Here is a 13,191-nt window from a genome sequence, read left to right as displayed (position 1 = left end):
TGCTACGAGTTAGAACGACAAATTAAGCTACGGATCCGCCGGCTGCTTCAATCGCAGCTTTTGCACCTTTGGTAGCGATCAGACCCTTGAGCGTTACCTTTTTGGTGACTTCGCCCGACAGGATGACGCGTACCACGCGTGCCAGCTCGCCGATCACGCCAGCTTGCTTCAACACCAGGATATCAATTTCAGTTACCGGCAGGTTTTCCAGGTCCGACAAGCGAACTTCAGCCTTGAACGGGGTTGCCATCGACTTGAAGCCGCGTTTTGGCAAACGACGTTGCAAAGGCATCTGACCGCCTTCAAAGCCGACTTTGTGGAAACCGCCCGAACGCGATTTTTGACCCTTGTGACCGCGGCCGGCTGTCTTACCGATACCTGAGCCGATACCACGACCAACGCGACGCTTGTAATGCTTGGCGCCATCTGCAGGTTGAATAGTATTCAATTCCATAATTTGCTCCGTTCGCAAGCCTAAGCTTACGACACCACTTTCACAAGATAGGACACTTTATTGATCATGCCGCGCACAGATGGGGTGTCTTGCAATTCGGAAACCGAATTCACACGACGCAGGCCCAGGCCGCGTACTGTCGCGCGATGAGTTTCGCGCGTGCCGATCAAACCCTTGATCAATTGTACTTTTACAGTCTTTGTCATTTTGATCACCTTAGCCCAGAATTTCTTCAACGGACTTGCCGCGCTTGGCAGCAATTTCCGATGGCGTGTTCATCTTTGACAAGCCGTTCAAAGTAGCACGAACCATGTTGTACGGATTGGTGGAACCTGTGGACTTGGCCACAACGTTCGTCACGCCCAGTACTTCAAAGATCGCGCGCATTGGACCGCCGGCGATGACGCCAGTACCGTCTTTTGCTGGCAACATCAGCACCGATGAGGCGCCATGCTTGCCGGAGATTGCGTGTTGCAATGTACCGTTCTTCAGCGTTACCTTGATCATCTTGCGACGGGCTTCTTCCATAGCCTTCTGCACTGCAACTGGCACTTCTTTCGATTTGCCCTTGCCCATGCCGATACGGCCATCGCCATCACCAACAACAGCCAATGCTGCGAAACCCATGATACGACCACCCTTGACCACTTTGGTCACACGGTTGACCGCGATCATTTTTTCGCGCATGCCATCATCCGGCTTATCGCTTTGCATTTTCGATTGCATTTTTGCCATGACGATTCTTCCTTAGAACTTCAGACCGGCTTCACGGGCGGCATCTGCCAGCACCTTGACGCGGCCGTGGTAACGGAAACCGGAGCGATCAAACGCAACTTCGGTAACTCCTGCTTTCAGTGCCTTCTCAGCAACGCGCTTGCCAACCAGCGATGCAGCTGCTGTATTGCCGCCTGCACCGGACTTGCCGGCCAGTTCTGCACGTACTTCAGCTTCCAGTGTGGAGGCCGAAGCCAGCACTTTAGCGTCAGGGCCGATGATGCTGGCGTAAATGTGCAAATTGGTACGATGCACTGCCAGGCGGTTCACCTTTAACTCTGCGATCTTGGCACGCGTTTGGCGTGAGCGGCGCAGACGTGATTGTTTCTTATCCATCGTCAACCCCTATTACTTCTTCTTGGTTTCTTTAAGGATTACCACTTCGTCCGAGTAACGAACGCCCTTGCCCTTATACGGCTCAGGTTCGCGGTAAGCACGAACTTCTGCAGCAACCTGACCAACACGTTGCTTGTCGATACCCTTGATCAGGATCTCGGTTTGCGTCGGGGTTGCCACTGTCACGCCTTGCGGCATTTGGTGAACCACCGGATGCGAGAAACCGAGCGACAGATTCAACTTGTCACCTTGTGCTTGCGCACGAAAACCCACGCCAACCAGGTTCAGCTTCTTTTCGAAACCCTTGGTTACGCCATTGACCATGTTGTTGACCAGAGCACGCAAGGTGCCTGACATCGCATTGGCTTCGCGGCTGTCGTCAGCGGCAGCGAAATTCAGCGTGCCGTTGTTGTTTTCGATTTTTACCAGGCCATTCAAAGCCTGGGAAAGCGAGCCCAATGGGCCCTTAACTGTGATCTGCGCTGCTGTAATGGTCGCTTCCGCGCCAGTTGGCAGTGCAATCGGCATTTTACCTACACGAGACATGTTGCACTCCTTAGGCGACGTAGCAAATAACTTCGCCACCGACACCGGTTGCGCGCGCTTTGCGGTCCGTCATGACACCCGCAGGTGTCGAAATAATTGCCACACCTAAGCCGTTCATCACGTTAGGGATGTCATCTTTGCCCTTGTAGATCCGCAGCCCTGGACGGGATACGCGATCAAGACGTTCGATAACAGGACGGCCGGCGTAATACTTCAAACCGATTTTGAGTTCCGCTTTGCCGCCTTCTTCAGCGACAGCGAAATCTTCAATGTAACCCTCGTCCTTGAGGACGTTGGCAATCGCAATCTTGACCTTCGACGATGGCATTGCCACGGTTGTCTTGTGAACTACTTGCGCATTGCGGATACGGGTCAGCATATCGGCGATAGGATCGCTCATACTCATTGCATATTCTCCTATTACCAGCTTGCTTTAGTCATACCCGGAATTTCGCCACGCATGGCGATTTCACGGAGCTTAATACGGCCCAGACCGAACTTGCGGAAAGTGCCACGTGGACGACCAGTCAGGGAGCAACGATTACGTTGACGGGTCGGAGCCGAGTTACGTGGCAGCGCTTGCAATTTCAAGCGAGCTTCGTAGCGCTCTTCTTCCGACTTCGATTGGTCATCAATGATTGCCTTTAACTCGGCACGCTTGCCGGCGTATTTCTTTACCAGGTCAGCGCGCTTTTGTTCACGGTTAATCAGTGCCAGTTTTGCCATGGCAACCTCAGTTTCTGAACGGAAATTTAAATGCGGCGAGAAGCGATTTTGCTTCGTCGTCGGTCTTTGCAGTCGTCGTGATACTGATATTCATACCACGCAACACATCAATCTTGTCGTACTCAATTTCGGGGAAAATGATCTGCTCTTTCACACCGATATTGTAGTTACCACGACCGTCAAATGCGCGACCGGAAACGCCACGGAAATCACGAACGCGCGGCAGCGCGACAGTGATCAGGCGATCCAGGAACTCGTACATCTGAGCGCCACGCAGTGTAACCATGCAACCGATTGGATAGCCTTCACGGATCTTGAAACCCGCGATAGCCTTCCGTGCCTTGGTCACGACTGGCTTCTGACCTGCAATCTTGGTCAAATCGCCAACAGCGTGTTCAATGATCTTCTTATCCGCGATCGCTTCCGACAGACCCATGTTCAGGGTGATCTTCAGGATGCGCGGCACTTCCATTACGGACTTGTAAGCGTATTTCGCTGTCAGGTCGGTAACGACTTTATCTTTATAGAATTCTTGGAGACGGGCCATGATCTCTTAAACCTTAACAACTTCGCCGCTGGACTTGAAAACGCGGACTTTCTTGCCGTCCACATCTTTAAAACCAACGCGATCTGCCTTGCCAGTTGCAGCGTTGAACAACGCAACATTTGACACGTGAATTGGCATCAACTTGTCAATGATGCCACCAGTTACACCAGTCATCGGGTTTGGCTTGGTTGCTTTTTTAGCAACGTTGACGCCTTCTACGACAACATGGTTAGCATCAACGCGTTGCTTTACAACACCGCGCTTGCCCTTGTCTTTACCAGTCAGGACGATTACTTCGTCGCTTTTCCGAATCTTATCCATCTCGACTCCTTACAGCACTTCAGGCGCGAGCGACACAATCTTCATGAAGCGCTCAGTGCGCAGTTCACGAGTGACTGGTCCAAAAATACGCGTACCAATTGGCTCAAGCTTCGCGTTCAGCAGCACTGCTGCATTGCCATCGAACTTGACCAGCGAACCATCTTGACGGCGAACGCCTTTAGCGGTCCGCACGACAACGGCGTTATAGATCTCGCCTTTTTTGACGCGACCACGTGGCGCTGCCACTTTGACGGTAACCTTGATCACATCACCAATGCTGGCATAGCGACGCTTGGAACCACCCAGAACTTTGATGCACATAACTTCGCGTGCACCAGTGTTGTCGGCTACTTCGAGCCGGCTTTCCGTTTGAATCATAATATTTTCTTTCCCAACTTAACTCGCTGCCGCACGATGCGGATTTACGGTCAGTCTTGGTCCTGTCAGGGCAACTCTGCTGAGCGCACTGCTTAGGTGGACGACTTCCAAAACTTCTTGCTAGATGCTGCAGGGCGCTGTTTGCTACCCTTTTCGCTCTTGTCGGAAGCCAACAGGAGCGAAGCCAAGCATTATTACATCAAAATGCTTGGCTCGCAACAATTACTTACAGGACTTGTGCCACTTGTACCACACGTGTCACGCTCCAAGCTTTAGTCTTGGAGATTGGACGTCCTTCTTGGATCTCGACTACGTCGCCTTCCTTGGCCTGGTTGGTTTCGTCATGTGCATGGTACTTGTTGGTACGCACAATGATTTTGCCATACAGAGGATGCTTGACGTGGCGTTCGATCAGGACGGTAACAGTCTTGTCCATTTTATCGGACACAACTTTACCAACCAGCGTGCGCTTGAGCGCTTGTTTCACTTGATCGTTCATTACAGGGCGCCCTTCGAATTGATGACGGTCTTGACCCGTGCTATATCGCGACGAACTTTCTTCAATTGCGACGTATTGCTCAATTGCTGAGTTGCGATTTGCATGCGAAGGCTAAACTGCGCCTTCAGCAATTCGTTCAGCTCTTTCGTCAAGGCCGCTTGATCTTTGTCGCGGAGTTCAGATGCTTTCATGTTTAACTCCAATTATTGGCCAATTTGACGCACGACGAACGTGGTCAACAATGGCAATTTAGCTGCAGCCAAACGGAATGCCTCACGCGCCAGAGTTTCATCGACGCCATCCATCTCGTACAGCATTTTACCTGGCTGAATTTCAGCCACGTAGTACTCGGGATTACCTTTACCGTTACCCATACGGACTTCGGCAGGCTTTTGCGAAATTGGCTTATCCGGGAAAATGCGAATCCAGATACGACCACCCCGTTTGATATGACGGGTCATTGCGCGACGAGCTGCTTCAATCTGGCGCGCGGTGATACGACCGCGGCCAATCGCCTTCAAGCCAAATTCGCCGAACGACACGGCAGTGCCGCGCGAATGCGAAATGCCTTTGTTGCGGCCCTTTTGCTCTTTACGATATTTTCTGCGTGCTGGTTGCAGCATGATTATTCTCCTGCTTTCTCAGCCGGCGCAGCAACAGCAACACCTTCAGCAGCGCCATCCGGCTTCTTGGCACGGGCTGGACGCGCAGCTGGCGCTCCTGGACCTGCCGTTGTAGTTTTAGCACGTGGACGACCAGCTGGTTTGCCATCATCACGACGTGGACCACGGCGTTTCTTGTCATCGTCGTTAGGTACGTCGATTACCGGCGCATCGCCGTTAGCCAGACGATCGCCCTTGTAAACCCAGACTTTGATGCCGATAATGCCGTATGTGGTTTCAGCTTCGCCGAAACCGTAGTCGATGTCAGCGCGCAGTGTGTGAAGCGGTACGCGACCTTCGCGGTACCATTCGGTACGTGCGATTTCGATACCGTTCAAACGACCGGACGACATGATCTTGATCCCTTGCGCGCCCAGACGCATTGCGTTCTGCATCGCACGTTTCATCGCGCGGCGGAACATGATGCGTTTTTCGAGCTGTTGCGCGATCGAATCAGCGATCAGTTGTGCGTCGATTTCAGGTTTACGAATTTCTTCGATATTAACGTGAACCGGCACACCCATCAGCTTGGTCAGCGCGGACTTCAGTACTTCGATGTCCTCGCCTTTTTTACCGATAACAACACCAGGGCGCGAGCTGTAAATCGTGATGCGTGCGTTCTTTGCAGGACGCTCGATAACAACGCGGCCGACCGATGCGTTCTTCAGTTTTTTCTTGAGGAAAGCACGTACTTTCAGATCTTCGCCAAGCATTTGGGCAAAATTGCTATTGCCTGCATACCAGCGGGATCCCCAGTTACGTGTAACCGCAAGGCGAAAACCGGTTGGATGAATCTTCTGTCCCATCGTGACTCCTTAGTTTCCGACAGTCACGTAAATGTGACAGGATTGCTTCGAGATACGATCGCCACGGCCTTTAGCACGCGCTGTGAAGCGCTTGAGGACCGAACCTTTTTCCACATATATCGTCGTGACTTTCAGCTCGTCGATATCAGCACCGTCATTGTGTTCGGCATTCGCAATTGCGGATTCCAGAACACGCTTGATGATAGCTGCACCTTTTTTCGGGCTGAAGGCCAGGATGTTAAGTGCTTGATCAATTTTTTTGCCGCGAATCAGGTCGGCGACCAGACGGCCCTTTTGGGCCGACAGGCGCACGCCGCGGAGGGTAGCTTTAGTTTCCATCATCGGACCTTATTTCTTAGCCTTCTTATCAGCAGCATGACCCTTGAACGTACGGGTCAGCGCGAATTCGCCGAGCTTGTGACCAACCATGTTCTCGGACACATATACCGGGACGTGTTGTTTGCCGTTATGCACAGCAATCGTCAGACCGATAAAATCCGGCATGATGGTCGAGCGACGGGACCAAGTCTTGATTGGCTTTTTGTCTTTGACCGCTTGCGCAGTTTCAACTTTTTTCACCAGGTGGGCGTCGCAGAACGGCCCTTTTTTCAATGAACGTGTCATGTGTTACCCCTTATTTCTTGCCACGGCGCGAGACGATCATGGAAGTAGTACGCTTGTTGCTGCGTGTCTTCTTACCCTTAGTCTGTTGACCCCATGGCGAAACTGGATGACGACCAGCTGCGGTCTTGCCTTCACCACCACCGTGAGGATGGTCGACCGGGTTCATGACCACACCGCGAACGGTAGGACGAACACCACGCCAACGCATCGCACCCGCTTTACCGATCTTGCGCAGGCTGTGTTCGGCATTGCCGACTTCACCTACGGTAGCGCGGCATTCGATGTGCACGCGGCGAACTTCACCGGAACGCAAACGAATCTGAGCGTAAGTACCTTCACGAGCCATCAGCACAACGCCGGCGCCGGCGGTACGGGCCATCTGGGCACCCTTACCTGGCAGCATTTCGACGCAATGCAGAATCGTGCCAACCGGAATGTTGCGGATTGGCAGGCAGTTGCCGGATTTGATCGGCGCTTCCGAGCCGCTCATTACCTGGTCGCCTACAGCCATGCCCTTAGTGGCGATGATGTAGTGACGTTCGCCGTCGGCGTAGCACAACAGGGCGATATTCGCAGTGCGGTTTGGATCGTATTCGATACGTTCCACTTTCGCAGGAATGCCATCCTTGGTGCGCTTGAAGTCGATCAAGCGGTAATGTTGCTTATGACCACCGCCGATGTGGCGAGTAGTGATATGACCGTTGTTGTTACGACCAGCTGTTTTCGACTTCTTCTCGATCAGGGCAGCAAATGGACGGCCTTTGTACAGGTCGGGATTAACGACCTTGACCATGCCACGGCGGCCCGGCGAGGTTGGTTTAACTTTAACGAGTGCCATTATTTAGCCTCCTCGGTGAAGTTGATCTCTTGACCCGGCTTCAAGCATACGAATGCGCGACGGGTATGGTTGCGGCGGCCCATGGACTTGCCGCTACGCTTTTGCTTACCCAGACGATTGGCAACTTGTACCGACTCAACTTGAACTTTGAAGAGCAGTTCGACAGCAGCCTTGACTTCCAGCTTGGTAGCGTCTGGTGCGATACGGAAAACGACTTGCTCGTTTTTCTCCGCAACCATCGTTGCCTTTTCGGAAATCACCGGCGCCAGCAACACTTTCATCAAGCGTTCTTCGCTATGTTTAATTGCGTTCATGCCAGCATCTCCTCAATCTTCGCCAAAGCCAGCTTGGTGATCAGGATCTTCTTGTAGAACACAAGCGATACTGGATCAGCGTGACGCGGCTCGCATACCAGGAAACCTGGCAGGTTGCGCGACGCCAACAACAGGTTTTCTTCCAGGTTGTCGGTAATCACCAACACGGAATCCAGACCCATGGTCTTCAGCTTTTGTGACAGCAATTTGGTCTTTGGCGCTTCGACCGAGAAATTCTCGACGACCGACAGACGACCTTCGCGTGCCAACTGCGACAGAATCGAGCAGAGACCTGCGCGATACATCTTCTTGTTTACTTTGTGCGTGAAGTTTTCATCAGGCGAGTTCGGGAAAATCCGACCACCGCCGCGCCACAGTGGCGAAGACGACATACCGGCACGAGCGCGGCCAGTACCCTTTTGGCGCCATGGCTTTTTAGTCGTGTGATGAACTTCTTCACGGTCTTTTTGCTTACGGTTACCGCTGCGAGCGTTAGCCTGGTAAGCAACTACGACCTGGTGAATCAGGGCTTCGTTGTAGTCGCGGCCGAAAATGGTATCCGGAGCAGCAACGTTCGAAGCAGCTTGACCTTGGTCATTCAGGAGCTTGAGTTCCATGAATTAGGCTCCCTTCTTAGCTTTGATTTTGATCGCAGGGCTGACCACGACTTGGCCGTTCTTCGCACCTGGAACCGCGCCCTTGACCAGCAGCAGTTGGCGCTCAGCGTCAACACGTGCGATTTCGAGGTTTTGCGTGGTTACAGTAACGTCACCCATGTGACCGGTCATGCGCTTACCAGGGAAAACGCGACCTGGATCCTGCGCCATACCGATGGAACCTGGAACATTATGCGAACGGGAGTTACCGTGGCTGGCACGACCGGATGCAAAGTTGTGACGCTTGATGGTACCAGCGTAACCCTTACCGATCGAGACACCTTGAACGTCAACCTTTTGACCGACTTCGAACAGGCTGGCAGCGATAACTTCGCCGGCCTTCAGCTCGGAAGCCTTGGTTGAATCAATGCGGAATTCTCTGAGGATGGTACCAGCCTCGACGCCAGCTTTGGCGTAGTGACCAGCGGCGGCTTTAGTCACGCGTGAAGCGCGACGCGAACCGAATGCAACTTGAACAGCGGTATAACCGTCTGTTTCAGGCGTTTTGATTTGGGTCACGCGGTTGTTCGACACGTCCAACACGGTTACTGGGATTGAATCCCCATCTTCCGTGAAGATGCGCATCATACCAACCTTGCGACCAACAAGGCCTAAGCTCATTGTTTTTCTCCATTCCCGCCTACGATTGGGCGGGGCTGATGTTTGTACAACTAAAATGAGTGCAATTGCTAGACGAAAACCGCCGCAATTGCACCGAAGCCGATCAGTATAACCGGGTAAATTTTTATTTGCAAGACCATCTTTGTCGTGGTATGTCAAACATTCGCCGGCTACACCTTATTTACAACACAACCGAATAATCCGGGTCCCGGAGGCGGGCACTGCGTGCCCACCCTGGGGAATGACGAATTATTGCAGCTTGATTTCTACGTCTACGCCAGCTGGCAGGTCCAGCTTCATCAACGCATCGACAGTCTTGTCGGTTGGGTCAACGATGTCCATCAGGCGTTGGTGCGTACGGATTTCGAACTGATCGCGCGATGTCTTGTTGACGTGCGGCGAACGCAATACGTCAAAACGCTGGATACGTGTCGGCAGAGGCACCGGGCCCTTGACAACCGCGCCGGTACGCTTGGCTGTATCAACGATTTCCTGTGCGGACTGGTCGATCAGCTTGTAATCGAACGCCTTCAGGCGGATGCGGATTTTTTGGTTAGCAGCGGACATGATTTTCCTTTAAAGAACGAACCGTGGATGACTATCACCCACGGCATATTGTTACATTGACAGCAAACCGCCGAAGCGGCCTGCCTATTGCACTACCTATTACGCGTCAGGCAGGATCTTGGCAACAACACCTGCACCAACAGTACGGCCACCTTCGCGGATCGCGAAACGCAGACCTTCTTCCATCGCGATCGGGTTGATCAGCATCACTGTGATCGACACGTTATCGCCTGGCATGACCATTTCTTTGTCCTTTGGCAACTCGATCGAACCAGTCACGTCCGTAGTACGGAAGTAGAACTGTGGACGATAGTTGTTGAAGAACGGTGTATGGCGGCCGCCTTCGTCTTTCGACAGAACATAGATCTCGCCAGTGAAATGCTTGTGCGGCTTGATCGAGTTCGGCTTGGCCAACACTTGGCCCCGCTCTACGTCTTCACGCTTGGTACCGCGCAGCAACACACCAACGTTGTCGCCGGCTTGGCCTTGGTCCAGCAGCTTGCGGAACATTTCAACGCCAGTACAGGTTGTATCTTGCGTGTCACGGATACCGATGATTTGCAGGGCCTCGCCAACCTTGACGATACCGCGCTCGATACGGCCGGTCACCACAGTACCGCGGCCGGAGATCGAGAACACGTCTTCCACTGGCAGCAGGAAGGCGCCGTCAACAGCACGTTCCGGTGTCGGGATGTAAGTATCCAGCGCTTCAGCCAGAGCCATGATCGCTTGCTCGCCCAATGGGCCAGTGTCGCCTTCCAGGGCCAGCTTGGCCGAACCCTTGATGATTGGCAGGTCGTCGCCTGGGAAATCATACTTGGTCAACAGCTCGCGCACTTCCATTTCAACCAGCTCGAGCAACTCTTCGTCGTCGACCATGTCCGCTTTGTTCAGGAACACGATGATGTATGGCACGCCAACTTGACGCGACAACAGGATGTGTTCACGGGTCTGTGGCATTGGGCCGTCAGCTGCCGAACACACCAGGATCGCACCGTCCATCTGGGCCGCGCCGGTGATCATGTTTTTCACATAGTCAGCATGGCCTGGGCAGTCAACGTGGGCGTAGTGGCGGTTTGCAGTTTCGTATTCAACGTGTGCAGTGTTGATCGTGATGCCGCGCGCTTTTTCTTCTGGCGCTGCGTCAATCTGATCGTACGCTTTGGCTTCGCCGCCAAATTTCTTCGACAATACTGTCGCGATCGCTGCTGTCAGCGTGGTCTTGCCGTGGTCGACGTGGCCGATAGTGCCAACGTTGACGTGCGGCTTGGTCCGCTCGAATTTACCTTTTGCCATTTTATTCTTCCTTCAAAAAGAACGATGTCGTTAAACAATGAGTGAAACATTTCAACCCTTGCCCGCTCGTGGCGGGCAAGGGTAACTTGCCTGATTACTTGGCTTTGGAAGTTACGATTGCATCGATAACGTTCTTAGGCGCTTCGGAGTAATGCTTGAATTCCATCGAGTAAGTTGCGCGGCCTTGAGTAGCCGAACGCAGCGAAGTCGAGTAACCGAACATTTCCGACAGAGGCACTTCGGCCTTGATGATCTTGCCGCCACCGCCGGCGATTTCATCCATGCCTTGCACCATGCCGCGACGCGACGACAGATCGCCCATCACGGTACCGGCGTAGTCTTCTGGAGTTTCGACTTCAACTGCCATCATTGGCTCCAGAATAACCGGGCTGGCCTTGCGGCAGCCGTCCTTGAACGCCATCGAAGCGGCCATGCGGAACGCATTTTCGTTCGAGTCGACATCATGGTAAGAACCGAAGAACAGGGTTACCTTGACGTCAACCACTGGATAGCCGGCCAACACGCCGGTGTTCAGTGTTTCGCGCACACCCTTTTCAACTGCAGGGATGTATTCGCGTGGAACGGTGCCGCCCTTGATCGCGTCAACGAACTCAAAGCCCTTGCCTGGTTCTTGCGGTTCGATCTTCAGAACCACGTGACCGTACTGACCACGACCACCCGATTGCTTGACGAATTTGCCTTCGATTTCTTCGCAAGTCTTGCGGATGGTTTCGCGGTAAGCAACCTGCGGCTTACCGACGGTCGCTTCAACGCCGAATTCGCGCTTCATGCGGTCGACGATAATGTCCAGATGCAGCTCGCCCATACCGGCGATGATGGTTTGACCCGATTCTTCGTCGGTACGCACGCGGAACGATGGATCTTCAGCAGCCAGGCGATTCAAGGCCAGACCCATTTTTTCCTGGTCTTGCTTGGTCTTAGGCTCGACTGCCTGCGAAATCACCGGCTCAGGGAAAATCATGCGTTCCAGGATGATGAATGCATTGGAGTCGCACAGTGTGTCGCCGGTAGTCGTATCCTTCATCCCGATCAGCGCAGCGATGTCGCCTGCCAGAATTTCCTTGATTTCTTCGCGCTGGTTAGCGTGCATCTGCACGATACGGCCGATACGCTCTTTCTTGCCCTTGATCGAGTTCAACACGGTGTCGCCCGAATTCAGGGTGCCCGAGTAGCAGCGCATGAAGCAGATCTGACCGACGAACGGATCGGTCGCGATCTTGAACGCCAGGCCGGAGAACTTTTCGCCGTCTTCCGGCTTACGCGAGATCGGCGCATCATCTTCGTCCAGGCCCGGTACCGGCGGAATATCCAGCGGCGACGGCAGGTACTCGACCACGCCGTCCAGCATGGCTTGCACGCCCTTGTTCTTGAACGCGGTACCGCACATCATCGGCACGATTTCGCTGGCCAGAGTACGTTGACGGATCGCAGCCTTGATTTCGGCTTCGGTCAGGTCGCCTTCTTCCAGGTACTTGTTCATCAGTTCTTCCGATGCTTCAGCAGCGGCTTCGACCATGTTTTCACGCCATTTGGCAGCTTCAGCAGCCAGATCGGTAGGAATGTCACGGTAGTCGAACTTCATGCCTTGGGTAGCGTCGTCCCAGTAGATAGCCTTCATCTTGACCAGGTCGATCACGCCTTCAAACTTGTCTTCAGCGCCGATAGGCACTTGCATTGGCACAGGGTTGGCCTTCAGGCGAGCACGCATCTGCTCGAAAACCTTGAAGAAGTTCGCGCCGGTGCGGTCCATCTTGTTGACGAACGCCAGACGTGGAACCTTGTACTTGTTAGCTTGACGCCAAACCGTTTCCGACTGTGGCTGCACGCCGCCGACTGCACAGTAAACCATGCAGGCGCCATCCAGAACACGCATCGAGCGCTCGACTTCAATCGTGAAGTCAACGTGGCCCGGCGTGTCGATGATGTTGATGTGGTGCTCAGCGAAATTACCCGCCATACCCTTCCAGAAGCAGGTCGTAGCAGCGGAAGTAATGGTGATGCCGCGCTCTTGCTCTTGTTCCATCCAGTCCATGGTGGCGGCGCCATCATGCACTTCACCGATTTTGTGATTCACACCGGTATAAAACAGAACGCGTTCTGTAGTCGTGGTTTTACCTGCATCGATGTGAGCGGAGATACCGATATTGCGATAGCGCTCAATGGGGGTCTTGCGAGCCATGATTTATTCCTAAGTCTTTTAATGCA

At 53.4% G+C, this 13,191-nt stretch carries 23 protein-coding genes; all 23 read right to left on the bottom strand.

The genetic code is table 11. From position 1 onward, the window contains the following. Positions 1-22 precede the first annotated feature (22 nt). The gene (gene rplO, locus CFU_RS02215; RefSeq protein ID WP_041741099.1) at positions 23-454 is read right to left on the bottom strand and encodes a 50S ribosomal protein L15; all 432 of its coding nucleotides are present in this window, start codon (positions 452-454) and stop codon (positions 23-25) included. Positions 455-480: 26 nt separating this feature from the next. Further along, positions 481-660, bottom strand: coding sequence for a 50S ribosomal protein L30 (gene rpmD / locus CFU_RS02210; RefSeq protein ID WP_041742931.1), 180 nt, complete (start codon positions 658-660; stop codon positions 481-483). Between the two features lie 10 nt (positions 661-670). Continuing rightward, complete coding sequence (rpsE, locus tag CFU_RS02205) at positions 671-1,189, bottom strand: 30S ribosomal protein S5 (protein WP_014004410.1); 519 nt, start codon at positions 1,187-1,189, stop codon at positions 671-673. 12 nt (positions 1,190-1,201) lie between these two features. Further along, complete coding sequence (gene rplR, locus CFU_RS02200) at positions 1,202-1,564, bottom strand: 50S ribosomal protein L18 (protein WP_041741098.1); 363 nt, start codon at positions 1,562-1,564, stop codon at positions 1,202-1,204. A 12-nt stretch (positions 1,565-1,576) separates the two neighbouring features. Then, positions 1,577-2,110, bottom strand: coding sequence for a 50S ribosomal protein L6 (rplF, locus tag CFU_RS02195; RefSeq protein WP_041741097.1), 534 nt, complete (start codon positions 2,108-2,110; stop codon positions 1,577-1,579). Between the two features lie 10 nt (positions 2,111-2,120). Beyond that, the gene (rpsH, locus tag CFU_RS02190) at positions 2,121-2,516 is read right to left on the bottom strand and encodes a 30S ribosomal protein S8 (protein WP_014004407.1); all 396 of its coding nucleotides are present in this window, start codon (positions 2,514-2,516) and stop codon (positions 2,121-2,123) included. Positions 2,517-2,530: 14 nt separating this feature from the next. After that, the gene (gene rpsN / locus CFU_RS02185; RefSeq protein ID WP_014004406.1) at positions 2,531-2,836 is read right to left on the bottom strand and encodes a 30S ribosomal protein S14; all 306 of its coding nucleotides are present in this window, start codon (positions 2,834-2,836) and stop codon (positions 2,531-2,533) included. A gap of 7 nt (positions 2,837-2,843) precedes the next feature. Further along, entirely contained in the window at positions 2,844-3,383 is a 540-nt protein-coding gene (gene rplE, locus CFU_RS02180; RefSeq protein ID WP_014004405.1) for a 50S ribosomal protein L5, read from the bottom strand. A 6-nt stretch (positions 3,384-3,389) separates the two neighbouring features. Further along, complete coding sequence (rplX, locus tag CFU_RS02175; RefSeq protein ID WP_014004404.1) at positions 3,390-3,704, bottom strand: 50S ribosomal protein L24; 315 nt, start codon at positions 3,702-3,704, stop codon at positions 3,390-3,392. A gap of 9 nt (positions 3,705-3,713) precedes the next feature. Next, the gene (gene rplN, locus CFU_RS02170; RefSeq protein ID WP_014004403.1) at positions 3,714-4,082 is read right to left on the bottom strand and encodes a 50S ribosomal protein L14; all 369 of its coding nucleotides are present in this window, start codon (positions 4,080-4,082) and stop codon (positions 3,714-3,716) included. 226 nt (positions 4,083-4,308) lie between these two features. Then, positions 4,309-4,581, bottom strand: a complete 273-nt coding sequence (rpsQ, locus tag CFU_RS02165; protein WP_014004402.1) for a 30S ribosomal protein S17 — start codon at positions 4,579-4,581, stop codon at positions 4,309-4,311. Beyond that, the gene (gene rpmC / locus CFU_RS02160) at positions 4,581-4,772 is read right to left on the bottom strand and encodes a 50S ribosomal protein L29 (protein WP_014004401.1); all 192 of its coding nucleotides are present in this window, start codon (positions 4,770-4,772) and stop codon (positions 4,581-4,583) included. The genes rpsQ and rpmC overlap by 1 nt, the downstream gene beginning before the upstream one ends. A gap of 12 nt (positions 4,773-4,784) precedes the next feature. Continuing rightward, on the bottom strand, positions 4,785-5,204 hold the full coding sequence (rplP, locus tag CFU_RS02155; protein ID WP_014004400.1) for a 50S ribosomal protein L16: 420 nt from the start codon (positions 5,202-5,204) through the stop codon (positions 4,785-4,787). 2 nt (positions 5,205-5,206) lie between these two features. After that, positions 5,207-6,049: a 30S ribosomal protein S3 gene (rpsC, locus tag CFU_RS02150; protein WP_014004399.1), complete on the bottom strand. Its 843-nt coding sequence runs from the start codon at positions 6,047-6,049 to the stop codon at positions 5,207-5,209. A gap of 9 nt (positions 6,050-6,058) precedes the next feature. Further along, positions 6,059-6,391 carry a 50S ribosomal protein L22 gene (gene rplV, locus CFU_RS02145; protein WP_014004398.1) on the bottom strand — a complete coding sequence of 111 codons (333 nt, stop codon included), beginning with the start codon at positions 6,389-6,391 and terminating at the stop codon, positions 6,059-6,061. A gap of 6 nt (positions 6,392-6,397) precedes the next feature. Then, a complete protein-coding gene (gene rpsS / locus CFU_RS02140) occupies positions 6,398-6,673 on the bottom strand; it encodes a 30S ribosomal protein S19 (RefSeq protein ID WP_014004397.1) in 276 nt (91 codons plus the stop codon). 10 nt (positions 6,674-6,683) lie between these two features. Further along, complete coding sequence (gene rplB, locus CFU_RS02135) at positions 6,684-7,511, bottom strand: 50S ribosomal protein L2 (RefSeq protein ID WP_014004396.1); 828 nt, start codon at positions 7,509-7,511, stop codon at positions 6,684-6,686. Then, positions 7,511-7,825 (bottom strand): 50S ribosomal protein L23, encoded by a 315-nt coding sequence (rplW, locus tag CFU_RS02130; protein ID WP_014004395.1) that lies wholly within the window; start codon positions 7,823-7,825, stop codon positions 7,511-7,513. Before rplW ends, rplB begins: the two co-directional genes overlap by 1 nt. Then, positions 7,822-8,442, bottom strand: a complete 621-nt coding sequence (gene rplD, locus CFU_RS02125) for a 50S ribosomal protein L4 (RefSeq protein ID WP_014004394.1) — start codon at positions 8,440-8,442, stop codon at positions 7,822-7,824. The genes rplW and rplD overlap by 4 nt, the downstream gene beginning before the upstream one ends. A 3-nt stretch (positions 8,443-8,445) precedes the next feature. Continuing rightward, positions 8,446-9,102, bottom strand: coding sequence for a 50S ribosomal protein L3 (gene rplC, locus CFU_RS02120; protein WP_041741096.1), 657 nt, complete (start codon positions 9,100-9,102; stop codon positions 8,446-8,448). Between the two features lie 249 nt (positions 9,103-9,351). Next, entirely contained in the window at positions 9,352-9,669 is a 318-nt protein-coding gene (gene rpsJ, locus CFU_RS02115; RefSeq protein ID WP_014004392.1) for a 30S ribosomal protein S10, read from the bottom strand. 99 nt (positions 9,670-9,768) lie between these two features. Further along, on the bottom strand, positions 9,769-10,965 hold the full coding sequence (tuf, locus tag CFU_RS02110) for an elongation factor Tu (protein ID WP_014004379.1): 1,197 nt from the start codon (positions 10,963-10,965) through the stop codon (positions 9,769-9,771). A 94-nt stretch (positions 10,966-11,059) separates the two neighbouring features. Continuing rightward, entirely contained in the window at positions 11,060-13,165 is a 2,106-nt protein-coding gene (fusA, locus tag CFU_RS02105) for an elongation factor G (RefSeq protein ID WP_014004391.1), read from the bottom strand. Positions 13,166-13,191 lie beyond the last annotated feature (26 nt).

Origin of the sequence: Collimonas fungivorans Ter331, assembly GCF_000221045.1 — a bacterium.
In the GTDB taxonomy this organism is placed as follows: Bacteria; Pseudomonadota; Gammaproteobacteria; order Burkholderiales; family Burkholderiaceae_D; genus Collimonas; species Collimonas fungivorans_A.
Note: the sequence above shows the minus strand (reverse complement) of the source record. Positions and strands in the feature narration are given on the sequence as shown.